The organism is Methanococcoides sp. AM1, assembly GCF_900774055.1.
In the GTDB taxonomy this organism is placed as follows: Archaea; Halobacteriota; Methanosarcinia; order Methanosarcinales; family Methanosarcinaceae; genus Methanococcoides.
In genome coordinates this window covers 307,188-331,948 of record NZ_CAAGSW010000004.1, presented here as the reverse complement: position 1 = coordinate 331,948, position 24,761 = coordinate 307,188, and the positions used below count along the sequence as shown (strand labels likewise).

At 43.6% G+C, this 24,761-nt stretch carries 20 protein-coding genes and 1 tRNA gene; 5 read left to right on the top strand and 16 right to left on the bottom strand.

Annotated features, from left to right (window positions below):
* Nucleotide 1: 1 nt before the first annotated feature.
* Nucleotides 2-1,207: an MFS transporter gene (locus tag E7X57_RS08740; protein WP_135612577.1), complete on the bottom strand. Its 1,206-nt coding sequence runs from the start codon at nucleotides 1,205-1,207 to the stop codon at nucleotides 2-4.
* 127 nt (nucleotides 1,208-1,334) lie between these two features.
* On the opposite strand from E7X57_RS08740, the gene E7X57_RS08735 reads away from it, so the two are divergent.
* Nucleotides 1,335-1,508 (top strand): PLDc N-terminal domain-containing protein, encoded by a 174-nt coding sequence (locus tag E7X57_RS08735; RefSeq protein WP_135612576.1) that lies wholly within the window; start codon nucleotides 1,335-1,337, stop codon nucleotides 1,506-1,508.
* A gap of 214 nt (nucleotides 1,509-1,722) precedes the next feature.
* Here E7X57_RS08735 and E7X57_RS08730 read toward each other — a convergent pair whose 3' ends face one another.
* From E7X57_RS08730 to E7X57_RS12775, 4 genes are all read right to left on the bottom strand, one after another.
* Nucleotides 1,723-1,941, bottom strand: coding sequence for a hypothetical protein (locus tag E7X57_RS08730; protein ID WP_135612575.1), 219 nt, complete (start codon nucleotides 1,939-1,941; stop codon nucleotides 1,723-1,725).
* 201 nt (nucleotides 1,942-2,142) lie between these two features.
* Nucleotides 2,143-3,417, bottom strand: coding sequence for a Glu/Leu/Phe/Val dehydrogenase (locus tag E7X57_RS08725; protein WP_135612574.1), 1,275 nt, complete (start codon nucleotides 3,415-3,417; stop codon nucleotides 2,143-2,145).
* A gap of 178 nt (nucleotides 3,418-3,595) precedes the next feature.
* Nucleotides 3,596-5,890 carry a CDC48 family AAA ATPase gene (locus E7X57_RS08720; RefSeq protein WP_135612573.1) on the bottom strand — a complete coding sequence of 765 codons (2,295 nt, stop codon included), beginning with the start codon at nucleotides 5,888-5,890 and terminating at the stop codon, nucleotides 3,596-3,598.
* 530 nt (nucleotides 5,891-6,420) lie between these two features.
* Nucleotides 6,421-7,986, bottom strand: coding sequence for a formylglycine-generating enzyme family protein (locus tag E7X57_RS12775; protein WP_244603657.1), 1,566 nt, complete (start codon nucleotides 7,984-7,986; stop codon nucleotides 6,421-6,423).
* Nucleotides 7,987-8,525: 539 nt separating this feature from the next.
* On the opposite strand from E7X57_RS12775, the gene E7X57_RS08710 reads away from it, so the two are divergent.
* Both E7X57_RS08710 and E7X57_RS08705 read left to right on the top strand, forming a co-directional pair.
* Nucleotides 8,526-8,708 carry a hypothetical protein gene (locus E7X57_RS08710; RefSeq protein WP_135612572.1) on the top strand — a complete coding sequence of 61 codons (183 nt, stop codon included), beginning with the start codon at nucleotides 8,526-8,528 and terminating at the stop codon, nucleotides 8,706-8,708.
* Between the two features lie 116 nt (nucleotides 8,709-8,824).
* A complete protein-coding gene (locus E7X57_RS08705) occupies nucleotides 8,825-9,010 on the top strand; it encodes a hypothetical protein (RefSeq protein ID WP_135612571.1) in 186 nt (61 codons plus the stop codon).
* Nucleotides 9,011-9,171: 161 nt separating this feature from the next.
* Here the strand turns inward: E7X57_RS08705 and E7X57_RS08700 are convergent, their stop codons facing one another.
* On the bottom strand, nucleotides 9,172-10,896 hold the full coding sequence (locus tag E7X57_RS08700) for a PAS domain S-box protein (RefSeq protein ID WP_135612570.1): 1,725 nt from the start codon (nucleotides 10,894-10,896) through the stop codon (nucleotides 9,172-9,174).
* A 105-nt stretch (nucleotides 10,897-11,001) separates the two neighbouring features.
* On the opposite strand from E7X57_RS08700, the gene E7X57_RS08695 reads away from it, so the two are divergent.
* On the top strand, nucleotides 11,002-11,373 hold the full coding sequence (locus E7X57_RS08695; RefSeq protein WP_135612569.1) for a hypothetical protein: 372 nt from the start codon (nucleotides 11,002-11,004) through the stop codon (nucleotides 11,371-11,373).
* A 50-nt stretch (nucleotides 11,374-11,423) separates the two neighbouring features.
* Here E7X57_RS08695 and E7X57_RS08690 read toward each other — a convergent pair.
* From E7X57_RS08690 to E7X57_RS08670, 5 genes are all read right to left on the bottom strand, one after another.
* Nucleotides 11,424-11,501 (bottom strand) — tRNA-Glu (locus tag E7X57_RS08690).
* Between the two features lie 71 nt (nucleotides 11,502-11,572).
* The gene (locus E7X57_RS08685; protein ID WP_135612568.1) at nucleotides 11,573-11,926 is read right to left on the bottom strand and encodes an Lrp/AsnC family transcriptional regulator; all 354 of its coding nucleotides are present in this window, start codon (nucleotides 11,924-11,926) and stop codon (nucleotides 11,573-11,575) included.
* Between the two features lie 25 nt (nucleotides 11,927-11,951).
* Nucleotides 11,952-12,203: an LSM domain-containing protein gene (locus E7X57_RS08680; protein WP_244603656.1), complete on the bottom strand. Its 252-nt coding sequence runs from the start codon at nucleotides 12,201-12,203 to the stop codon at nucleotides 11,952-11,954.
* Between the two features lie 173 nt (nucleotides 12,204-12,376).
* The gene (locus E7X57_RS08675; protein WP_135612682.1) at nucleotides 12,377-12,748 is read right to left on the bottom strand and encodes a DUF3467 domain-containing protein; all 372 of its coding nucleotides are present in this window, start codon (nucleotides 12,746-12,748) and stop codon (nucleotides 12,377-12,379) included.
* Nucleotides 12,749-12,842: 94 nt separating this feature from the next.
* A complete protein-coding gene (locus tag E7X57_RS08670; RefSeq protein WP_135612567.1) occupies nucleotides 12,843-15,320 on the bottom strand; it encodes a DUF5814 domain-containing protein in 2,478 nt (825 codons plus the stop codon).
* A 168-nt stretch (nucleotides 15,321-15,488) separates the two neighbouring features.
* Between E7X57_RS08670 and E7X57_RS08665 the strand changes: the two genes are divergently transcribed.
* A complete protein-coding gene (locus tag E7X57_RS08665) occupies nucleotides 15,489-16,424 on the top strand; it encodes an ATPase domain-containing protein (RefSeq protein WP_135612566.1) in 936 nt (311 codons plus the stop codon).
* Nucleotides 16,425-16,498: 74 nt separating this feature from the next.
* Here the strand turns inward: E7X57_RS08665 and E7X57_RS08660 are convergent, their stop codons facing one another.
* The 5 genes from E7X57_RS08660 to ileS all read right to left on the bottom strand — a co-directional run bounded on the left by E7X57_RS08660 (nucleotide 16,499) and on the right by ileS (nucleotide 24,615).
* A complete protein-coding gene (locus E7X57_RS08660) occupies nucleotides 16,499-17,263 on the bottom strand; it encodes an MTAP family purine nucleoside phosphorylase (RefSeq protein ID WP_135612565.1) in 765 nt (254 codons plus the stop codon).
* 18 nt (nucleotides 17,264-17,281) lie between these two features.
* A complete protein-coding gene (locus E7X57_RS08655) occupies nucleotides 17,282-18,409 on the bottom strand; it encodes a DUF373 family protein (RefSeq protein ID WP_135612564.1) in 1,128 nt (375 codons plus the stop codon).
* Between the two features lie 444 nt (nucleotides 18,410-18,853).
* Complete coding sequence (locus E7X57_RS08650; RefSeq protein WP_244603655.1) at nucleotides 18,854-20,377, bottom strand: catalase; 1,524 nt, start codon at nucleotides 20,375-20,377, stop codon at nucleotides 18,854-18,856.
* A 422-nt stretch (nucleotides 20,378-20,799) separates the two neighbouring features.
* Nucleotides 20,800-21,423, bottom strand: a complete 624-nt coding sequence (locus E7X57_RS08645) for a 6-hydroxymethylpterin diphosphokinase MptE-like protein (RefSeq protein ID WP_135612562.1) — start codon at nucleotides 21,421-21,423, stop codon at nucleotides 20,800-20,802.
* A gap of 15 nt (nucleotides 21,424-21,438) precedes the next feature.
* Nucleotides 21,439-24,615, bottom strand: a complete 3,177-nt coding sequence (ileS, locus tag E7X57_RS08640; RefSeq protein WP_135612561.1) for an isoleucine--tRNA ligase — start codon at nucleotides 24,613-24,615, stop codon at nucleotides 21,439-21,441.
* Between the last annotated feature and the right edge of the window lie 146 nt (nucleotides 24,616-24,761).

Genomic DNA, 24,761 nt, shown 5'->3' with positions numbered 1-24,761 from the left:
TTCATTTGATCCCATTATTACCAGTATTGGAACTGCTCTTCCTTAATGCAGCCCATACCAAAATTCCTGATAGGACGATCAGTAGGCTGCTGATGTGGAATGGTGTTTCAAAACTAACATAACCTCCAAAAACTCCTCCTATCAGAGGACCCATTGCTACTCCTGCTGCCTGTGCACCGGTTATAGTACTTATCCTGCTACTGATCTTTTTCTCGCCCGATAGTTCCACTGCAAGAGCAAGCAGGGGTGTCTCAACTGCTGCCATGGCTATACCCTGTAGTAATCTCAGCAGGATAAGGGCGTTTATGGTATCAACGTGTCCGAGGCCATAGACGATTATCGCGTTGAAGAAGATACCTGCAATTATGGGAAGCTTTCTTCCGAACCTGTCCGAGAGGATACCTATTGGTACCTGGAATACGATCCTTGAGAACACATAAGCAGATAGTGCTATCCCGAGCAGGAACTCGCTTGCTTCAAGTCTTGTCTGGTAGGCAGGCAGGAGGGATAGTATGAGCATTATGCCTACAAGCATCATGAACATGGCAATGGCGAGTATCTTGATGATGAAAGGGCCGTCAGTTGATCTTTCATCCGGTTTTTTGATCTCAGGTGCTTTTGTTTCCTTCACAAAGAGGACTATAAGGATGGTACTTAACAGGACAAGGGCTGCACTGATGTAGAATCCTGCAACGAATCCATAGTAGGTTACAACAGCACCACCGACCACTGAACCGATTCCAAATGCTGCACCTCTGAGAGTGGAGTAGATGCCTATTGCCTGCCCCCTGGCCGTTGACGCAGAGAGATGTGTGACCATTGTAACGATGGCGGGAATGGTCGCACCTATTGCAATTCCCTGGATCATCCTGAAGAAAAGTATTGATTCAAAGTAACCTGAGATCGCATAGGTGTAACAGATAATTGCGAAGACTATGTAACCGATGGTCAGGAAAAGCTTCCTCCTGTCAAGTCGTTCACTTAGTCTTCCCATATATGGTTGGGATATGGAGTTTGCCAGCCCGAAGACAGTTGTTGCGAGTCCCGCTTTGAGAACAACGGGCATATCCTGCAGTATCAGGGAGTCCATGTTCGCAACGTATAAGGGAAGTATGAATACCAGCATTCCGGTAGCAAGGTCCTTGAATAGCTTTGATATGGAGAGGACGTAAAGCTGGCGCTTGATTGGATGGTCCGAAGATGCCATATATTCATTTATTTATGATGTATGGGTATAAAAGGAAGTAGGTTGCTAGCTTGTTATGGTTTTCTCATCAATTTTAAGATAATTTTAAATATTAATCATGTGAATATAACATCGGAGGTTAATAAAAATGCTCGAAGCAATATGGGGCCTTATAGTATTGGTTTCAGTTATCTGGGTTATCTATGATGTAGTGACACAGAATAAAGGGTTAAGCGGTTTAATGAAAGTGGTGTGGATACTTGTAGCACTTGTATTCGGTATCCTTGGTGCCGCTGTATATTACTTTGTAGGCAGAAAATAAGATTTCTGCTATTTTTATTTTTTTGAAATAATTTGAAAATATATCCCTGCTGGAATGAAATGAAATATAGTTTTTTCTAAAAAGCAAGTCATATCGAACCTGTGGTACTTTAATACTGGATATGTTCGGTAAAAAAAAAATGATCCCTCATTGATTTATCTTTCTGAATATCATTGCCTGTCCATGGCAAAAATGGATCAATTTATTTATTTATTTATTTATTTTTGGCTCGAGAAGCCAGTCCTCTTGAAAGTACCTTGTAGGTCATCAAATATACTCCAAGAACTAACAATATTATATTTTGAGTGAGTGTAAGACCACTGTTGGATAGGACTGGTATGTTAATACCAAGAAAATTGCTTATACTGGCAATGAAGAATGCAAATCCTGCTATCTCACTTATAATACTTTGGTTTTTGTCGATTATTCCCATAATTGATCATCCATGAATTCGGTCATTAATTCTAAGTTATTATTTATTAACCGGAACCAGCTGCTTCAAGTGTTCGATCATCTCTAATGTAATGTTAACGATCTGCCACTCTAAATGGTCTTTATTTGTATTTAATTGCAGTGTATGAAGAAAGAAAAAAGAGAATGTAATATCAAAAATGAATGTGGGAAATAAACGTCATTAAAGATTCCCACGGAGTCTTTCAGCGTAGAGTATCCTGCGAACTGAGAATTGTAATGCTGCTCGCCTCATACTGCAATCTTGTTCCATGCATATCTCATATACTTTATCGAACGCCGTTATCATCTTCTGCTGAAGTCTTTCCAGAACTTTGTCTTCTTCCCAGTAATCCTGACTGAGGTTTTGTATCCATTCAAAGTAACTGACCACAACACCACCGGCATTAGCAAGTATGTCCGGTACGATTATTACGGATTTTTCAAGTAATATTCGGCTTGCATCCATTGTAATGGGGGCATTAGCAAGTTCAAGGATTATTTTTGCTTTTATGTCATTCACGTTCTCGCGTTTGATCTGTTTTGAAAGAGCTGCAGGGATGAGTATTTCACAATCGGATTCCAGCAATTCTTCATTGGTTATATTCCTGCTCTCCGGGAAATCGATCACGCTTCCGGTCCTGTACTTGTGGTCTATGACCTCCATGATGTCAAGACCTTCCTCTTTGTATATTCCGCCACTTGAATCGCTTACTGCACATATTGTAAATCCTTTTTCATAGAGTATGCGTGCAGCGTTCAAGCCTACTTTTCCGAATCCCTGAATGGCAACACAAAGGTTCGACTTGTCCAGTTTGGCTTTTTCCATGGCTGCTTCAAGGATGTAGACGCCTCCAAGGGATGTGGAATATTTCCTGACCTGGCTTCCTCCTAATTCTATCGGTTTCCCGGTAACAATTGAAGGCGTGTGTTCCCTTTTGATCCTTTCGAACTCGTCAAGGATCCATACCATGATCTGCTCATCGGTATATACATCAGGTGCAGGGATATCCTTCAATGGTCCGATGTAGTCAGCGATCTCTCGAATGTAGGCCCTGGTAACCCTTTCAAGTTCACCTCGGCTGAGCTCTTTGGTATTGGTGACGATGCCGCCTTTTGCTCCCCCGAATGGTATGTCAACAAGAGCACATTTTATGGACATCAGGAATGCGAGGTCCCTAAGATATTCAACGGTAAGGTCTGGATGATATCGTATTCCTCCCTTGGTGGGCCCTCTGGCATCATTGTATTGAACCCTGTGACCCACGAACATCTTCATTCTTCCGGAATCCATGCGTACAGGGAAATGTACTGTAAAAGAACGTTTTGGCATGTCGAGCAGATCGATCTCTTCTGTTGACATAGCAAGGTGATCATATAGGTTTTCCATCTCCTGCATGCACAATGAGCAGGTCATTGCACTATCCGCATGGATCCTTTCGAGTTTGTTTTCTACCATAATTGCACTTCCTGATCTTCCCTTATGCTAATATTCGAGTAACCGTTTTTCTTTATCAAAATGAACTTGCCAGTACTCTATCGATATTCGGACTGGCAGTGAGCCCATGGAAATTCCCAATAGGTATAATAGTTCATTGTTCTTAGAACTTATAACCTGAACTGATGTTCCTTATATATCAGCCATAGACTGGGCTCTCTATCTCTCTGGATCTCTTTGTCTTAAGGTCGCCCTTAAGATCCTCGTAATATTTCATGGTGTCAGAAGTGACCGATGTTCCTGTTTCAGCGATGGCCTTCAGGAAATGCTTCTGTGAGACCTCTTTTGCCATTAGGTCTTCACGAAGGGCAAAGCGTCCTGCTTTTTTACAGACCGCAGCAACATCAGCTCCGGTGTACTTGTCTGTTGAAGTCACGAGTTCATCTATATTTACATCACTTGCAAGTGACATCTTTTTGGTATGGACTGAAAAGATCTTGCGCCGGGTGGGCAGATCAGGCACGGGAACAAGTATAAGCTCATCAAATCTTCCCGGGCGAAGAAGTGCCGGATCAATGATGTCAGGTCTGTTCGTAGCACCTACTATCACAACGCCATGGAGCTCTTCAAGTCCATCAAGCTCTGAGAGTAACTGGTTCACGATACGTTCGGTAACCTGAGGTTCTCCCATTGCTCCTCCGCGTATGGGTGCAAGTGCATCAAGCTCATCAAGGAAAATGATGGATGGTGCTACCTGACGTGCACGGGAGAACATCTCCGAGATGTGCTTTTCAGATTCCCCATACCATTTTGAAAGAAGGTCACTTCCCTTTGAGGTTATAAAATTAGCATTAGATTCATGGGCGATGGCTTTTGCCAGCATGGTCTTACCGGTTCCTGGAGGGCCATACAGCAATACTCCCTTTGGAGCTTCCACGCCGATACGCTGGAACGATTCCGGATTTTTAAGAGGCCATTCAACAGCTTCCTTGAGCAGTTCCTTAACATCTTCCAGTCCTCCTACATCGTTCCATCCAACATTTGGTGTCTCTATCATGATCTCACGCATGGCGGAGGGCTCCACATCTTTCTGTGCCACCTTGAAATTTTCGGAGGTGACAGTCAGCTTTTCAAGGATGTCTGCAGGGATGTGTTCTTCTTCAAGGTTGATCTGGGGAAGGACCTTTCTGAGCGAGCTCATTGCCGCTTCACGACAAAGTGCTGCAATGTCCGCTCCCACAAAACCATAAGTGGTCTCAGCCAGTGCCTTAAGGTCCACATCATCTGCAAGTGGCATTGCGCGGGTGTGTATCTGGAATATTTCCAGCCGCCCATCCTGATCAGGCACATGTAGCACTATCTCACGATCGAACCTTCCGGGACGGCGCAGGGCCATATCCAGGGCTTCCGGACGGTTGGTTGCACCAATGACGATGACATTCTTACGTTCCTTGAGGCCGTCCATCAATGAAAGAAGCTGTGAGACTACTCTTCTTTCGACCTCTCCGGTAACTTCTGCCCTTTTTGGTGCGATGGAATCGATCTCGTCAAGGAATATGATTGCAGGTGCATTCTTTTCGGCATCATCGAATATCTCGCGTATCTGATGTTCGGACTCGCCATAGTATTTGGACATTATCTCGGGACCGTTAATGGAAACGAAATAAGCATCGGATTCATTGGCAACTGCTCTTGCCAGCATGGTCTTGCCGGTCCCGGGCGGGCCGTGAAGCAATACGCCCCTCGGTGGTTCGATGCCCAACCGGTCAAATAGCTCCGGGTGCTTTAACGGTAACTCGATCATTTCCCTTACTTTAGCTATTGCTGGCTTGATGCCTCCAAGGTCCTCATACATTACAGTAGGGATCGATTGCTCTGGCGGGAGCTCTATAGCTTCGGGTAGCAGCTGAAGTTCTGTGACATCAGTGATCTTGACAATGCCCTTTGGGGATGTTGAGACTACCTGCATTTTGATCTCGCCCAGGCCGAACGAGTAATCAAAGAGATCGCTGAACATATCCTCGAGCATCATGCTCCTGGCAGGGCTTTCCTTTGATCTCTTGAAATGTGTAGTGGAGATAAAATCCCCTTTTGATACGGTCCTGTTCCTGAAAACGGATGTCAGGATCTCACTTGAGGCTGAAATGTGCATACCTTTGCTCACAGGTGCAAGAGTGACACTAAGTGCTTCCTTCCACTCTGCCTTCCTGACCTCGACATAATCTCCAATGCTGATCTTTGCATTGGCACGCACAAGACCATCCATTCGGATGACATCAAGCCCGACGTCTGCAGGATCAGTATTTATCGCAAGTGCTGATGTTTGACGTCCGCCCTCGATCTGTACAACCTCATACTCTCCGACATCGATCTTTTCCCTCTGTGCCGGATCGATACGCACAATGCCTTTACCCACATCTTCCTGTGATGCCTCTGCTACTTTTAATTTAATACTAACCCCGTTCGAATTGTTTTTTTCTACAATTGCTGGCATATCCCTATCTCCCACAGATAATCTAAATATATGATATGTTAAGTTCAAGTATTTATTATTGTTTGGAAGTGATGTAGGGAGTTTTTCAGATGGTTTTGCAGGAATTACTTTAAAGAAAATGCTATCGATGACCTGCCAGATAACAAATTACGACAAGAACATGATCCTCGATCACGTTGCCAGTGTCAACATAGTCTTTGATCCCGGAGGTTCAATTCATACATCTTGCACAACAAATCGGGGATATAGGTATCTTCAAAAAACCGAACGATCTCAATTAATTTGCTAACAATTTTAAAAAAGTTGTTTTTATTTCTAAGTGCATATTTTATTAAAATTCGATATGTTTAATAGATATATGATGTTCATGATAGAAAACGTTCATAAGTATACCAACTTCCGTTCCCATTCGATCAACAACATCTTCAGACTTTAAGATCCTCTTCCTTTTAATTATCAATTCCTCTTAAAGTATCACTTTCATTTTCCATATCATCGATCATATGTTTCCTTTCTTACCACAGTAAATATCACACGTCCATAACAAGACGGAATCCTACGGTGTTAAGACGTAAATCGGGCTCAATAGATGTACGGCTCGCAGAACGGCAAGTGCTGGGATCTGCGTTCAAGCTACCACTCCTCAGGGTTCTAAAATCAGAAATACCCTCCTCCCAGGCACTTCCAACCTCTGGAGCACCTTCATAATCAGGATGCCATTCATCCTGAACAAATTCATAGACATTGCCATGCATATCATACAAACCCCAGCTATTGGGTTTCAGGTGCCCTACTGAATAAATGTCTCCAGTGTGCCACGCATACTCATGCAAGTTGGATTCATTGTCCCCGAAGTAATATCTGGTTGTTGTACCTGCCCTACAGGCATATTCCCACTCTGCTTCAGATGGCAGTCGATATTTATCTGTACCTTCCATTGAGTTCAATTTTTTAATGAATTCCTGTACCTCATCCCATGATATACTTTCAACCGGCCGATGATCTCCTGTGGAGTAAGAGGGATTACTACCCATAACCATAGCCCATTGCTCCTGGGTAACCACGTATTTGCCGAGATAATAATCTTTTTCGATGGTCACTTCGTGGATAGGCCCTTCCCTATCATAATACCTGCCTTCCTCATCATTAGGGGACCCCATCATGAACTCACCCTTAGGGATAAGCACAAACTTCATTCCAATAGAGTTGGTATAGTTCTTGGGCAGCTCCTGTGCTCTTATGACCTCTTCGTTTTTGACAGCATTATCATTAACATTTTCAGTTGCGATAACAGTTTGAGCCGTATTTAAGATCCCCAGATCCTGAGGTGATATACCCTCCGAATTATCAGTAAAAGGAATAGCAACTAAACTTACAAACAACCAGGCTGCTATTATGATACCTACCCACTTGATCAGGGCACCTTTCCTCGATTTCCGGGCTTTCACAGGTTTCTGCCGTTTTTTCTTTGCCCCTTCCTGCTCTTTCCGTAATTCCTCTTCTTCACGCTGCTTTCTTGCTACCTTTTCCTTCTCTTTCCGGAACTTCTCTTCTTCAAGTTGCTTTCTTGCCGCCTCTTCCTTCTCTTTCCGGAACTTCTCTTCTTCAAGTTGCTTTCTTTCTGCCTCATCCCATTTTTTCAGCAATTTCTCTTCTTCAAGATGATTTCTTTTTTCCTCTTCTTTTTCTTTCCACATCTTTGTTGCTTCGTGAAGTTTCCTCTCGAAATCTGTAGCTTTCGAGCTCAGGGATTCCAGAATATTCGGTTCATTTTTATCAGAAGAAGAAGAAGAAGAAGAATAAAAATAAAGATCAGGATCAATGTTTTGCTTTCCATTTTCATCTCCCAAAATGTTCACACCACCATCAGAAGGCGATGTAAATGCAACCCACCCAGATCCCAAATTGACTTTATTGGCATTTGCACTATTGATGTTCCAAAAGCGTGTAGCTTTTTTACCACCTATAGTTGATGCTGGAAGCTTACCCCCGTAGTCTCCATCCATATAAACGTATTTAACTCCCTGGTGACATCCCTTTTCTTTTGCTTTTTCGCATACAGATGGGGGAACTTCCATACCAAGTTCGTTCTTCATGATATTATCCTCTTAATATCAATCATTACATACGTATCCGCCACAATTTACTCCTCTATTCTATAGTTGTATGAATTGATCCCGACATATTCTTTTTAGCTTAACACTAATAAATCATACCGAATCTCAATAACAAAGTAGTTATTTTGCTGTTCTCAGCGACCGGAAGCAATAAATTACATTTGGAAATGAAATATATCAAATTTTGGGAATGATAAATTCAGAGAGTATTACTTTATCAAAGAGGAGATATCCGGAAGTTGATAAATTATCCTAGTTTTCGATGTCTTTTCCCTTTATTGGTTTATTGACATATATATGATACTTATCTATACAATATCCATAATATTAACATATTATCCATAATTAACATACATAACTAACTTTTTCATTTATAATAACAAAATATTTTTATCGGCAATTTGAGCACAAAATTTGCAATTCTTCTCAAGTTAATATGCCTCATTGTTTTTTATAAGATCATTCCAGTTAATCGAAGATACCCAGATTGAAATAAATAAACGACTTGAAAAAGTCATGTGGGTACATTCCCGGTACTTGAGGACCAGATGTGCGAATGGATTCCGGGAGATGGAAAGTCGCCTGACAGAGTCGACGCACTGGTGTGGGCACTAACTGAGTTACTTCCTCCGGAGAAGCCTGGTACCCCGATTCCTCGTTTTAGTGGGGGATTCGGTGTGAGTGGTGGGGTTAGAATTTAAATTTTTAAAATAGTATGATAAACTTTATCTATAGTAGTAATAAAATATTACATTGTTACAATGTTTTACTTTAGCAAACGGAGGAAGTCGATGAAAATACAGAATTTGATGCAACCATGATTGTAGTGGCAAGTGAAGATACTGTAAGAACCATTATTGATTCGGATCATCCACTAAAAGCGTCTATTGATGCAAGAGACAACGGTGAAATTGTTATCGAACCAGTGGGCATTGTGAACAGCGTTACATACACGGTTGTAAATGGTGTAATAAAAGCATCACAGTTGCTTGAGCTCTTTTAACACCGGTGTGGCAGCTTCAGGAATGCTCGTCAACGTTTTTGTCATTATTCCGTTGGCTACTATCTTTTTTTAACTTTCCTTTTTATAACCCGACGTGACATCCTACTTCATGTCACAAATTCAATCTACTTCTCTTGTAGAGTCCGTATTAAATAGTCAAGTTAAACTTCGGATATTCCCTGATTGATTGGTATACTAAAAGTAAACGTACTGCCTTCTCCCACATTGCTTTCAACCCAAACCTCACCACCATGCATTTCAACAAATTTCTTGACAAGTGCAAGGCCAAGACCGGTGCCTCCATATTCTCTGGCAGTTGAAGAATCCACCTGAAAGAAAGGCTTGAACAGTTTATCCCGATCCTCTGGTGAAATACCGATGCCAGTGTCCTTTACAGAAATATGCACAAAGTCCTCTGATATTTTTCCTCCGATTGTCACTGATCCACCTTGATCTGTGAACTTAATGGCATTGCTCACGAGGTTGTAAAGAATCTGCTTGAATTTTATCATGTCTGCTTTAATGGTAGGCACTTCAATGTCGATGTTACATGTCAGGTCAATTTCCTTCTCTGATGCAATAGGCATCATCAATGCTTCTACTTCATCAATAGCATCGGATACAAAGAATTCATTAATATGAAGATCCATCTTACCGCTTTCGATGTTTGAGATGGATAGGATGTCGTTGATGAGATTCAAAAGATGCTTTCCACTTTTATGAGCATTGGATATGTATCTCTTCTGTTTTTCATTCAAGGGACCAGAGTTCTCATTCAAAAGTATATCCGAAAAACCAATAATTGAGTTTAAAGGTGTTCTTAGCTCATGGCTCATATTTGTGATAAATTCAGTCTTGACCCGATTAGCATTTTCGGCAGTAATTTTGGCATTGATTATCGCTTTCTCTGTCTTCTTGCGTTCGGTGATGTCACGAACAACACATAGTAAAGCCGGCTTTTCTTCATATTTAATTATCCGGATACTCAACTCAATTGGTATGGTGGAACCACCCTTACAAACGCCAACTGTCTCAAAGATAGCATATCCTTGCTTGCGTAATTCCTTCATTCGTTCCAGTGATTCTTCTATCTGTTCGTGAGGTTCCAGGTCCCACATCTTCATCTGCAGCAGTTCATCCCGGCTGTACCCCAGAAGTTCACAAAATTTCTGATTAACGTCCCAAAAGTGACCCTCTATGCCTGCTATACTGATTCCATCATTGGCATTTTCAAATATAGTTCTGAATTTCCTTTCAGACTCCTGCAAATCGGTCTCAGCCTTCTTGCGTTCGGTGATGTCACGGGCAATGCTTAGGATTGCTGTCTTTCCACCATATTGAATAATTTGAGAACGTATCTGACCATAAGCATTGGAACCATTCTTGAGAATAGAAGCTGACTCGAAACTGGTGTATCCTTTCTTGTATAATTCTTTCACTTGTTTTTTGTAATCAATTTCAGGAAAGCCCATGTCCTTATATGTCATTTGCAGCATTTCATCCCGACTGTAACCCGTTTGTTTACATGCTATAGCATTTACATCAATGAAACGACCATGAAGATCTATCAGATATATCCCATCATTAGCCTTGTCAAATATGGTTCTGAATTTTTCCTCAGATTCTTGCAGAGAATGTTTAACATCCCTGTAGCTGCCGATTTCTTGATCAGTTTCATTGTAGCTACGGAGGCCATATATTGCAAGACCGGACATCAAAACTAAAAATCCAAAAATGGGTGCATGTACCACTTCATGTGCTTGAAACCATTCACAAAACATCTGGATTCCGCCAGATATTTTTGCTATTATTGTCACGATAATGGTCATAACCACAATAATGGCAATTTCTCTGAATGTCCTGTTTATTTTCAACTCATTAACCATGCAAGACCCCTTGCAGTAGATATACTATGATATATCTTTTTATTGTTATAAAAAATTGTTTCTTTTAAACTTTCCTTTTTATAATCCGACGTGACAGCCTCCTTCATGTCACAAATTCAATCTTCTCTTCTTTCTGAAACTCCACTCATTGAAGGCTACTCTGTCACCCTGCCAATTGTCAAAGTTGGTACGAAGGCCTACAGTGCTGATGGTAAAGAATTCACCCTCACGAAAAATGCATTGGAATCGGGGCTGAGTCGTGGAAAGATGATTTCTCGCACAGATTCCGGATATCCTCATTTCCTGGCATTGGGTTGGTGTTCACATTCATGTGAGGAAGTTATCGTTTGTAGAGTCGGCAACTGGAGACTTCGTCTCATGCATGAAGTTGGTCATGAGGTCGGGATGGAACATGTGAGAAAGAAAGGCTTTTTGATGCATCCTTGGGGATTTAGGGGAGAGAATAGGTTATTATGATTGGGAACAGAAAATAAAACACTTGAAAAAAGGGAGCATAACAAAAGTTTTGGTGCTCCGGCCGGGATTCGAACCCGAGTTTTCAGCTCGAAAGGCTGGAATGATTGGCCGGACTACACTACCGGAGCACGCTGTTTTTTGCTTACCTTGAAGCGACCCTAGTAGGTACGTTAGCAATATAAAGCTTTCGGCTGAAGGGTCATTCTTCGTCTGTTTTGTCTTCGTCGTCCTGTTTTATCTGGTTGATCCAGGTGGATAGTAGTTCGCAGATCTCAGGCTGGCAGGCTAATCTGCAACCTGCGCAGGGTGAGAACATCTCTCCTGCGAGAAGAAGGTCATAGGATTCCTCTTCTGGTGCGACTACTTTGATCAAATAGGTCCTTGCGCCGTTGTTGACTGCAGACTCACGGTATATCAGGTCTGAATTCATCAACTTGGTGATGACCCTTGAACATTTGCGACTGTCGATCTCCAGCATCTTCCAGAGTTCGTTCTGGTAGACGCCGTCCTTGCTATCGCCTATAAGTTTAAGAGTTTTTTCTTCTATTTCCATGGTTTATATCCGGAAAATAAAAGTTTTAGTTCTCTACAGGCACGATCAGGATTATGTTGTTTCCTCTCAATACAACGGAACCAAGAGAGCGCAGGCGCTGTCCGTCAGCTATCTCAACAGTGTCCACAAGGTGAAGGTTAAGGTAATCATCAGCACTTTCTAATGTACCTTCAAGAATATGCTGGTTGCCTTTCATCTCTACCTGGACCTTAGATCCTATCAATTTCTGAACTTTCTTATTTGGGAACAAGATCGTATCCTCACATGCATTACTCAAAGATAATTAACAATATGATCTGCAATATGTATTACTACGTATTGGAAAAAGTAAACTGTCCAACCTACTATTTATTACTGCCGATTAGAAAGCCGAATAAGCTTCTATTATTTTATTATTACAGTAGGTATGCAGCTAACTTCTTCAAGTTTAGTTTTAGTTTTAGTTTAGCTTTAGATATATCCCTGTATCTCGGATGTATCCTCAGGCTGCTTCATTTTTGGTTGCTGTTTCTGCACTCTGGTGATCGGTCCGAACATTGCCTCGTAATCGCGGATGTGCTGTTCAAGCCAGTGTGAAAGCTCCAGTGCCGCAAGGGGTGAGAGTATCACTTCTGTCTCAATGTTTCTCTGGACCACCTGTGAATTAGATGACTTGTCGAAGCCTTTTGGGCTGTCATTGTAGAAGCCGATCCTGAAATCATACGGGCTGTGCCCGCCAAGTGCACCGATAGCATAAACCTGTTTGAAGTCTTCAGGTTTCCTTATCTCGATCTTCAACTTTTTTGTCACTTTACCTTCAGGATTTTTGTTCTCTTCTGTCATGGTCATATATCCTTCAAAAGCCGTACCTAATTTTGAAAAGTAATTGTTAACATACATTATAAGGTTTTGTTATCATTGATCCAAAGTGCGATCTTCATCTTACGATAAGCTTCTTCAGATGCCTCGCCGAATTTGCCAGGTCCTTTTTGGAATAAGCCTTTGCGATCATTTCAACAGCATCAAGGTTGCGTATTGCATCATCCAGGTATCCCAGCAGGTCTCCCGGGTAGGCAGTGATCCCGTACTTATTCTCAAGGTAGTTCACGATCTGTATAGGATCATGACCATCCACTCTCAGGTTTATGATCTTCTCCGAGAACAATCTCTCAGGACAGCCGCAGTAAGGACTTTCCTTACAACCGCAGGTCAGGAAATCAGTAGCGAAGTTCAGGATCTGGTCCTGCATCTTCATTTCAAGCCTGGAAAGGTTCTCGCCCTCAAGAACAATGTCCATGGAAGCTCCCTGGAACACCCTTGAAGGCATGTTGATCTTCAGTGCAGTAGATATTTGTGCTGCATATTTGAAATAGACCGCTTCAAAGAACTCAAGGTTGGTTATTATCTCCACCGGGTTGTGGTCGGAAAGTACTGCATCCCTTATCAGGAATGCCTTTGAAACGGAAAGGAAATGCCCGGCTGCAATGCTTCCGAACTTCGTAAGTGCTATATTGTCCCCTTTAATGTTCACGAACTTCTTTTTCTGGAGCTTTGAAAGCAATTCTTTCAAAGAATAGGTTGCAAGCATGCCCTTATGTATCGCCTCAAGGTCACGCTTGGACGATGTCACCGCAGCAGTGGCCAGGATCTCTTCCATCTGTTCCTCTTCACCATATTCCACATCGGTGTGTTCCATCTCTCCGTTAAGGAGTTTGATGGCAACCTCTTCCTCAGTGCCGGTCTGCTCGCTTGTATAGCTCTTCTGTGGCGTAGCAAGCACCACTACCACACCCCTGTCATGGAAATCCGGCCTTCCTGCACGTCCCAGCATCTGCAGGAACTCCTGCATGGTGAGCCACTCTATACCCATTGAAAGGGATTCGAATATTACCTGTGATGCAGGGAAATCAACACCTGCTGCAAGTGCAGCGGTTGTGACCACGACAGGTAGCTCTCCCTTTTCAAAACGTCTCTCTACCTTCTTCCTCTCCTGCATGGAAAGTCCTGCATGGTAAGGGGCAGTAGATATTGGAAGTGCCTGGGCTATTCGATGGCAGTTCCTTCGGGAATTCGTAAAAATGATGGTCTGGCCCTTGTGACCTTTAGATGATGTTCTGGCATACTCGTCCCGCACAAGCTTTGACATAAGTCTGATCTTGTTGCTCTCCGGGCAGAACAGCAGGTGGCGCTCAATAGGCACAGGCCTGTATTCATACTCCACAAGCTCGGCGTCAAGCCTTTTCGCAAGCAGCTTCGGTTTAGCCACGGTTGCTGAAAGATAGATGAACTGTGCTCCTGATGCTACATACTTCAGCCTTCCGATGAGTCCGTCCACCCTATGGCCACGCTCAGAATCCTCTATCATGTGGACCTCATCGATAACAACAGTGCCTATCTGACCCAGAAGGTCTGAGTCCTTTGACCTTAATATGTAGTCAAGACCTTCATATGTGGCCACAATTATATCCGAATCGAGAGTTCTTCGCATGGACTTTGTCTTCGATGTGCGTATCCTGGAGCTTCCCACTCTTATGGATGCCTTAAGGCCGAGTTCAGAATACCTCTTGTTGAACTGGTCATACTTCTGGTTCGCTAATGCCACAAGCGGTACAAGATATAGCATCTTACCCTGACCACGTATGATGTTCTCAATACCGGCTATCTCTCCAATGAGCGTCTTTCCGGTAGCAGTTACCGATGTCACAAGCTGGTTCTTACGCTTTAACAGTCCCTTTTCCACCGACAGGGATTGTACAGGCAGCAGTGTATCGGATTTCTTTAATAATATCTTTTTAAACTTATTTGACAGCGGTATGTCCTTTATCCTGACCTGTGTAAGTTGTGTCTGGGCTTCTATAGTATCAAACCGGGTGTATTCAAGGTCGAGGTCTTCCGGGCTCAGCATTCCTATTGTGCGATCAAGGTCCCGTGTGGTGAGCATGATCTGCTGGATACGCTCTGCTGCTTCGTCTCCGAAATAGCTATGAGCATTTCTAAGTGCACGGTCCAGTTCTTCTTTTGCACATTCTTCACAAATAAGCTCATGATGATATTTGATGGATTTCTTATTGATAAAATTGAATCTCTTTTTTAAAAGGCAGAACCTGCACACATGTGCATGCTCCCAGTCAAGATGGAAACCTGAAAGAAGCTCCTTAACATCTTCCTCTCCTTTCTTCTCGCTTTCGATATCAATGAGAATACGCTCTGACATCCTCAATAGGTCTATGAATTCTTCAGGTGGTCTGAGTTCGTCCTTTTCATCCCTGAATATCCTGAACTTGTGTGGACGCGGTCCTGCGTCTGCCTTTCTCAGAATAAGCTCTCCGGTAAATTGGGGAAGACGTTTCCTGTCCTTAATGGCCATTACAATGACCTTGGCCTTTTCGGCCTTGAGAAATGTCCACAGAGTCATTTTCGCGTTTCAAAGAGATGTACTTGTATATAAATCATGTTTATTTAGGGATGTTACTTGGAATGTACTTTCTGTGTTCACATGTGTTCATACCTTTTATATGCATGTACATGCCTACATTTGATTGAGTATATCTAAACTGATTGTATAATTCGGTGTGGGATAAAAATGTCAAGTCAGCTTTCTGTAGGTACGGAGGTAATAATTACTCCGAGGACGTCGCAACATAAAGTAGCGGCAGAACAAGAGGTGTCTCTTACAGAAGATGCCCAGGTTCGCAGGAAGCTTGAGCTACGTACCGTCCCGAAGGAAACTGTTCCTGTAACTGAAACAAATGCTGTAGAGGAGAGCCGCATAACAGCTGATGTCAGTCCCGTCCAAAAGAATTTATGTGATGGTCCTGTTGTCGTTCCAACTGGCATCTACGTATTGGACAGGACCCTTGGGGGAGGCCTGCCCCTAAATTCAATGGTCTATTTCTCTGCAGATCCAAGATCCATGTCAGAAGTATTCTTTTACGAGTTCACACAGTCCCGTAAAACCTATTATTTTACCACTGGGCGCAGGCCTAAATATGTGCGCAGGGACATCATGAACCAGAATCTTGATCCTTCGAATGTCATATTTGTGGACATCTACAGTGAGTATTATTTCACTTCCATGGGTGACATGGTCGATAATCTGGGTAATGGCCACATTGATTCCAAGATTATCGAGTACGCTGAATATAACTTACGCACCATCCTGAATAATTCAAAGGGAGAAGAGGTCAATATCATTTTTGATAATTTCTCGTTCTTCATGAACCTCAATGTGAATCCGGGACTTCTCAAGCGTCTGATCAATCTTCTATATGAGACCACGAAAGAAGCCAACAGTATTACATTCCTTTATTCCCTGAAAGGCAGTCATGATGAAAAATCTGAAAATGAGATCCTCAATGCATCAGATGTTATCTTTGATGTAGATGTTGAAAGGCATCCTGATAAGATCATGAGCAAGCTTTCGATCCCAAAGATACGTGGAATGGCACCTAAAACAGACGTTATCAAGTTCAATGTCTCAGAAGGCATCAACATTGATACGTCAAAGGATATTGCATAATCCCTTTTTTATTATCTTCTTTTTCAAATTCTGCTTTTCGTTAGCCTGGATCTTCAAATTAGACTAAAACGAACTTAAAGACGTGCCCCTTGTGTAGCATTCATGCATTCACATTCACGCGTTGGGGGAATGCAGTCAATAACATCGGTTAGCACACTCAGCAGTATATCCTGCGTCGTACCAAGCTCATCCACGACTTCATCTGCCGTTATCTTGTTTTCGGTAAGTCCACATGCCTGGTTCGTTATGGTACAAATGGAGGCATAGCACAGTTCCAGCTCTCGTGCAAGGACAACTTCCGGAAGTCCTGTCATACCAACAATATCTCCGATCGTACTCATCATTTTTATCTCTGCACGGGTCTCAAAGCGTGGCCCTTCGGTACAAACATATGTTCCTCTGGTATAGTCAAGCCCTTTTTTCTCAAGTGTTTCCATAAGGCATTTGCTGATAAGAGGACAATATGGTTCTGTCATATCAACATGAACTGTGTTCTTGTCATGGAATGTGGATATGCGGCTTTTGGTAAGGTCTACAAAATCATCAGGTATAACAAAACTGCCGAGTGCATGACCTTTCATGGTTCCTACGGAATTGGTGGCTACTATCTTTTCCACTCCAAGTTCCTTTATCGCCCATATATTGGCACGATAGTTGATCATATGTGGAGGAACATGTTCAGCAGCTCCTGAATGCCGGGGTACTATGGCTATGGTCTTATCATTCAGTTCGCCAATATATACGCCAACATCCCCGTAAGGTGTATTGACGATCTTTGCAGATCCTTCTATAAAAGATGAGAATCCAACGCCACCAAGTACTGCTGCATCGATTTTCATGTGTGGTAATCGGTCTTATTATTTTTTAGCTTTACCCTTTTCTTTCTTCAGAAGCTTCTCGGGTGATGTATTGCTCATAGAGATCCTTATGCCAAAAAGTGCGATCATTATGGCACCTACTACTGAGTACACGAAGTATTGCAGGCTCAGTTCATTGCTTGCTGCATCGCCGGCAAGAGCGCTTACTGAGAGTATATAGCTGCTTGCACCCCAGAAAAGCAGACCAATTGCTATTATGAAAAGAGCCGGTGCTATCTCTTTTACTGTAAAGGTTTTGCTTACTTTCTGGTCGACCATCTTCCCGATGTCTGCAAAAAGAATGGCTATAACGTACCACCAGATGGTGACATTAATGAAAACGGTGATGAGGGTTACTATCCCATAGTACCAGCTGCCGCCTGTAATGTAGTATTGCCAGAGCGTCACAGCGCCGATCATGGTGGCGATCACTCCAAGGATGGCAGCGATCGTGTAAGTGACAAAGGTCATCTGGCCTTCATAAAAAGCATCTTTCATCCTTTCTCTTAAAAGCGCGAATGGCTGGTCAAGGTTGAATCCCCTGTAAAGCATGTACATTCCGATAGCGGCTGAAATACCAATAATTGCGCCTTCCGGATATCTTGCCAGCAGGAAAATTGCATAGATAAGTGCTGCAAGTCCTAATGGCACAAAGAAGGTCTGCGATATTTTCGGATCGTTCAGTGCATTTTTCAGGATATAGTAAGTACTTTCGAGGTTTGCACTTTGCTTAACCACGATACGTTTTACTGAATCGATCTTGATACGGGATTGGACGATGGGCAGGAGTGTTTCATCTTCTGCTCCATCGGATATGAATATTGCATTTGTGATCTCATTCTCGCTCAGGAATGCATCCAGCTGGGCAGATATTTTCTGGTCTGATATAACGCCCACATTCTTGTCACCTGCAAATGTGATTATCTGGGCATCAAGCCCCTTTGCAAGCAATTCATCAAGAACATTCACGCCGCCAAATATTGTATTGCTGTCGGAGTCCTCGGGGTCTGCAGTTGCAAGTTTCACTGCTGCATCGATGTTATCTTCACGTCCTATGAGTGGGGTGATAACATTTGCTTTTTCACCAAGATCATTGTCTCTGTCGATGCATATGACTAAAGTTTGCATGAAACCTCTTTATTTTAAATTTATTAATAACACTTCAATTCTGTTCATTGTGTTATAATTCACTATCTGACTTTAGAAGTATTACAATTAAAAGAATATAAAGGATACTATCTACGCTTTTATATTATTGTATCTGATGCTGTATTTTTAATTGATCTTCGCTGTCTCGATCCCGGTAATAAAATTACAATTTCAAATACTCATGTTCGACAGAATGATCTGCTATATCTCTCTATATTTTCAGCAATCTATTGATCTGAAATGCAATGATATGTATAGTTCGAACTATTGCAATTAGTTCGATATCTGTTCATAAGTAGCTTAATGTAAAGTGATCCTGCAGTTGCCTTCATCATGGCCATATCCGCCGTGAAACCAGAAATGATTGGAAATCAGGATCATTCGGTTTCACAGTGGATGGAAAACATTTCATCGCATTTCACTTTACTTTTCAGTCGCTTTTGCACGTTCTTCTTTGGTCATATTAGCAAGACGTTCTACTTCCTTTACATCCAGTCCCAGTCCCTCGGCTACCCGGCTTCCATAATCAGGATCCGCCTTGAAGAATAGAGCTGTCTGCCTTAGCTGGATGCGCTTTTGTGCACCTGATATATGGGACACAATATTGCCTACCAGATTCTCACGGGCCTGATCATCCATAACATTACGATACAGGTTGCCTGCCTGTACAAAATCATCGTTGGGATGGTTATAAGGTGTACGTGCTGCCGGGCCGGATATTTCAAATTCAGGCTCAAGAGCATCCGCATCTGGCCCAGGTCCGCCAAAACTGTTTGGCCAGTAATTTGGTCCGCCACTACCATTGCCATCAATGCGCATAAATCCGTCACGCTGGTAACTGACTTCCGGTGCGTTCTTGGGTATGTTCACAGGGATAAGGTGATAGTTGGGCCCAAGTCGGTGGATGTGAGTGTCGTGGTAGGAAAATACTCTGGCTTGCAGCATCTTGTCCGGCGAGATCGCGATCCCTGGCACAAGGTTGGCCGGACTGAAGGCTGCCTGCTCAACTTCTGCAAAGTAATTTTCCGGGTTCCGGTTCAGTACCAGCTTGCCTATCTTGATGGTCGGGAAATCCCCGTGTGGCCAGACCTTGGTTATATCGAGGATATCGAACCGGTAGTCTTTGGCCTGCTCCGGTGTCATGATCTGCATTTCAAGGGTCCATGATGGGTAATCTCCTCTTTCAATAGCTTCATAGAGGTCCCTTGTAGCATGATCCGGGTCGCTGCCACTTAATTTATCCGCTTCTTCGCGGGTCAGGTTCTTTATCCCCTGGTCAGTCTTGAAATGGTACTGTACCCAGACGTAATTACCATCTTCAGTGTACCATTTGTATGTGTGGCTCGAGTAGCCGTTCATGTTGCGGTAAGTTGCAGGTGTACCCCTGTCCGAGAACAGTATGGTGACCTGATGAATGGATTCCGGGGTAAGGGAAAGGAAATCCCAGAACATGTTCGGGTCCTTACAGTTGGTTGCAGGATTTCGTTTCTGTGTGTGGATGAAATCAGGGAACTTCAATGGATCCCGAATGAAGAATACAGGGGTATTGTTCCCTGTCAGGTCGTAGTTTCCCTCTTCTGTATAGAACTTAATGGCAAATCCACGCGGATCGCGTGCTGCATCAGCAGACCCTTTCTCACCACCTACCGTTGAAAAGCGGACAAAGACTTCAGTACGCTTGCCGATATCTGAAAGGAATTTGGCCTTTGTGTATTTGGTAACGTCGGCAGTCACTTCGAAGTAACCTCCTGCACCTGCACCCTTTGCATGTACAACGCGCTCAGGTATTCGCTCGCGGTCAAAGTGTCCGAGTTTCTCCAGCAGATGCACATCCTGCATCAGGACCGGTCCACGTTCCCCTGCTGTCAAACTGTTCTGATCGTCCCCGACCGGGATCCCAAAGGCAGTAGTTAATACCTTTGGAGTTTTCTCATTTGTATCACTCAATCTTGGTTCCCCCATTGTTGATCTAATTTCAATTGGTGTTAGCAAGAGAATAACTGAAATCTTTCTTATGCTTCACCTTTCTTGAAAGAATAGTATTATATCGATCTCCCCCTGTCGAGGAAACGGAGGGCGACCCCATGCTCACACTATTCAGTAATTCTTTGTATTCTAATTTCTGGTGTTCAGACAGTTTGCCCCCAATTGTCTGATAGAAAATTTATGCTTACATCTTATTTATCTATTCTGTAAGCAGGTTGTGAATGGCAAGCAGTAAGTGATATTGATCTCGATTATTGGTGATTTTCAATATGTAGCGAATTGCTAAAGCAAAAGCTGTTCAATAACCTCTTTGTGTTATCGATTAAGAAAAGACATTGGCTTTGCAATAAAACCAGCCTGGGTAAAATCAAAAAAAGAAAGTTTCAGAAAGCTCCTAAGAGCCTCTGTGCCCACTTGAGCTTCTTTTCCTTCATAGGTGTCACGTTCTTGTCATAGAAATCAAAACCTACAAGGGTTATGCTTTCAGCATTGAACTCGTGTGCAAGGAAGACGCATCTGTCCCCGTCCGTGAAACCACCGAAGTTGTGGATGTTTCCAAAAGGTTCTGCCTGGGTGGTGCCGATGACGTTCCTGAACTGTGGGACGTATCTTAGCAGCTTTTCAGTATTGTCACCATGTGCATGGACGACCATGATCGAACCTTCCTGATTTGCCTGGATCTCTTTTTCCACATCGCCATCAAGGTCTGTTACAATTACGTGTGGGACAATACCCTTATCTATCAGGGGTGCTGTGGCGCCATCGGCTGCTATGATCACGTAGTCTTCTACGTTGACCTCCTTCAGGTCGATCAGAAGCTTTGGTGCATTGCCACAAACAAGGACGTCCTTTCCGCTGATCAGCTCCTCAAGTGTGTTCGTATCGGCAGTACCTGCCCCTATCAATAGATTGGAAAGGAGGATGGCGGAATTCTCATCATCCTCTCTGGAAAAACCGAAGTCTTCGAGAATCTTCTCGTAGACTGGTTCCCATTTCTTAAAATCCATTATCTTACCTCGGTCTCATTCTTCTTTTGAGATCGCGATGTGCATTGGAATGCCTTCGACATTCCAGTCCTTTGCAAGCTCACCGGTGGTATCGACATCTAAACCGACCACAAGAACCCTTGCACGAACTTCCTTTGCGATGTAGTTCTCAAAGTCAAGTACAAGGTCAAGGACTCTATCATCGTCGATCTGGATGTGTGCCTTTATGCTGTCATCAACATCGAGGTCAAGCTCCTTGCGCATATCCTGTATCCTGCGGATAACTTCCCTTGAGTATCCTTCGGATTCGATCTCGCGTGTAAGGGTTGCATCGACAAAGACAACTCCGCCTGCAAATTCAGCACTTGCTACAGCTTCCGGAAGTGTTTCGCTGAAGTTCACCATCTTCTCTGTGATGGTGATATTAGTGCCATCTGCAATGGATATCTCCATTTCACCGTCTGCAAGTCCCTTCTTTAGATCCATAGCATCCATCGAAACGATCGCTGCATTCACCTTGCCGGCATCTCCCTTGAAGACAGGTCCGATCGCTCCGGGGTTTGGTGCGGCTTCAACTCCGAGTTCCTTCCAGCTTTCGCCGATCTCTATAAGTTCGATATACTTGGCGTTGGTCTGGTCCATAAGGACATAGCGAAGTTGTTCAACGGCTGCAACGGTGTTCTCGTCGGCAGGGCTGACAACGATGCGTGATACAGGCCATCTGAGCTTGCGTCCGACCTTCTGGCGTGCGTTCGAAGATGATTCGACCATAGAGCGTACCGCTTTCATATGTGCTTCAAGGTCCACGTCCACAAGTGCCTCGTCGACAGTTGGCCAGTCGCAAAGATGGATGGTTACAGGAGCATTCTCATCGACATTCCTGACAAGGTTCTGGTACATCTCTTCTGCAAGATGTGGCATGAATGGTGCGATCAATTTTGCAGTTGTAACGAATACTTCGTAGAGCACCCTGTAAACTGCAAGTTTATCAGGATCGTTCGCTTCGGTCCATGTCCTTGGCCTGATAAGCTGGATATACCATCTTGAAAGGTCCTCAAGCACGAATTCATTAATAGCACGCATTGCCTTGTGCAATAATCTCTCGTCCATTGCTTTGTTGACATCCGCAATGACGGACTGCATGCGTGAAAGGATCCACTTGTCCTCGCTTCTCAGGTGTGCTTCAACGGACTCGTATGAAACTTCCTGTGGGTCGAACTTGTCAAGTGCCATGTATGGAAGCGGGAAACGATAGACATTCCACAGAATGTTGTTTGTCCTGTGTATTGTTGCGATCTCATCCCAGTTGAACTTCAGGTCTTCCCATGGTGCGCTGGATGCAAGTACGTATGCCCTTAGAGTGTCAGCACCGAACTTTTCGATGACCTCTGCTGGCTGCACAACATTTCCAATGCTCTTTGACATCTTCTTTCCGCTGCCATCGAGGGTAAAACCGTGCATCAGCACGTTCTTGTATGGAGCTTTACCAAATGCTACCATGCTGGCACCAAGCTGTGAATAGAACCATCCGCGTGTCTGGTCGTGTCCCTCTGTGATAAAGTCAGCAGGCCACCACTCATCGAACTTTTCCTTTGTTTGCGGGAACCTAAGTGTAGCCCAGGATGCCACTGCAGAGTCGAACCATACGTCGAAAACATCTTCCACACGTTTCATGGTGCCGCCACAATCACAAGGCATGGTGATCTTGTCAACATACGGTCTGTGCAATTCAATATCTGCATCTGCACCTGAACGCTCCAGAAGCTCTTCCTTTGTGCCGATCACATCGATCTTTGCACACTTTGAACATTTCCATACCGGAATTGGGATACCCCAGTAGCGCTGTCTGGAGATACACCAGTCACGTGCACCTTCGATCCAGTCCTTGAACCTTGCAGAACCTGCCCAGTCCGGTGTCCAGTTGACCTTCTTGATCTCTTCAAGCATAGCTTCTTTGAGCTCGCCGATCTTCAGGAACCACTGTTCGGTTGCAAGGTAAATGATAGGTGTTTTGCATCTCCAGCAGTGACCATACCTGTGGCTGATGGTCTTTTCGGAAATAAGCAGTCCCTTCTCGAGTAGATCATCCATAACAACGCGGTTTGCATCGCGGATGTTCATGCCGGCGTATTTTCCTGCTTCATCTGTGTAGCTACCATTGGAACCTACGGGGCAGAAGATCGGCAGCTCGTTCTTTACACCGACCTCGAAATCGTCAACACCATGTCCGGGAGCAATGTGGACACAACCGGTGTTCTCTGCTGTAACATAATCTGCATTGTAGACCTTGTGTTCGATCTCAGCCTGGAGTGGCACGAGGTCTGCAAGAGGATGCTCATAGGCCATGCCTGCAACATCTTTTCCGCTCATGGTCTCAAGGATCTCGTAGTCTGCGTATCTTCCTATTCTGAGTACGTTCTCTACAAGTTCAGTAGCCATTATCAGTGTTTCACTGTCACCTTCAACGTTGTATGCCTTTACTCTGGCATACTCGAACTCCGGGTGTACTGCCACAGCGATGTTGGATGGGATGGTCCATGGGGTGGTGGTCCATATAACGATGAATGCATTCTCTTCATCTTTTAATTTGAATTTGATGTAGATAGATGGGTCATCACGGTCCTCATACTCGACCTCAGCATCAGCGATAGCTGTTTCGCATCTGGGGCACCAGTTAACGACTCTCTTTCCGGTATCAAGCAGATTTTTTTCCTGTGCCTGTTTCAATGTCCACCATGCAGCTTCTATATACTCATCCTTGAGTGTCATGTATGGATCTTCCCAGTCAAGCCATGCACCAAGGGTGCGGAACTGACCGGTCATATCATCCTTCTGGCGAAGTGCGAACTCCTTGCATTTTTCAATGAAATTGCCGACACCATATGCTTCTATGTCTTTCTTTGACTCAAAACCAAGCGCACCCTCGACCTTTACTTCGATAGGAAGTCCGTGCATATCCCAGCCCGCCCTGTCAAGGATATCATGGTTGTTCATGGACATGTATCGCAGGATAGAGTCCTTTATTATCTTGTTCCAGGCAGTACCGAGGTGGATATGGCCTGTTGTGTATGGAGGTCCGTCCACAAAATAGAACTTCTTGGCGCCTTTTCTGTGTTCACGTACTGCTCTGTATGCATTATTTGCTTCCCAGAACTCGTGAACCTTCATTTCGATCTCATTAGCATTGTACTGATCAGTAACTTCTTTTATCATGCTGGTGGCCTCCCGGATAGGTCCAGTTTCTTGGCTACGTTATAGATACCATCCTAATGCAGTAACCAATTTAAATATTATTGTATGATGCTGCCACAATGAAAATTAAAACAAAAAGTGTGTGCACACAGATCGTGCGAATTAAA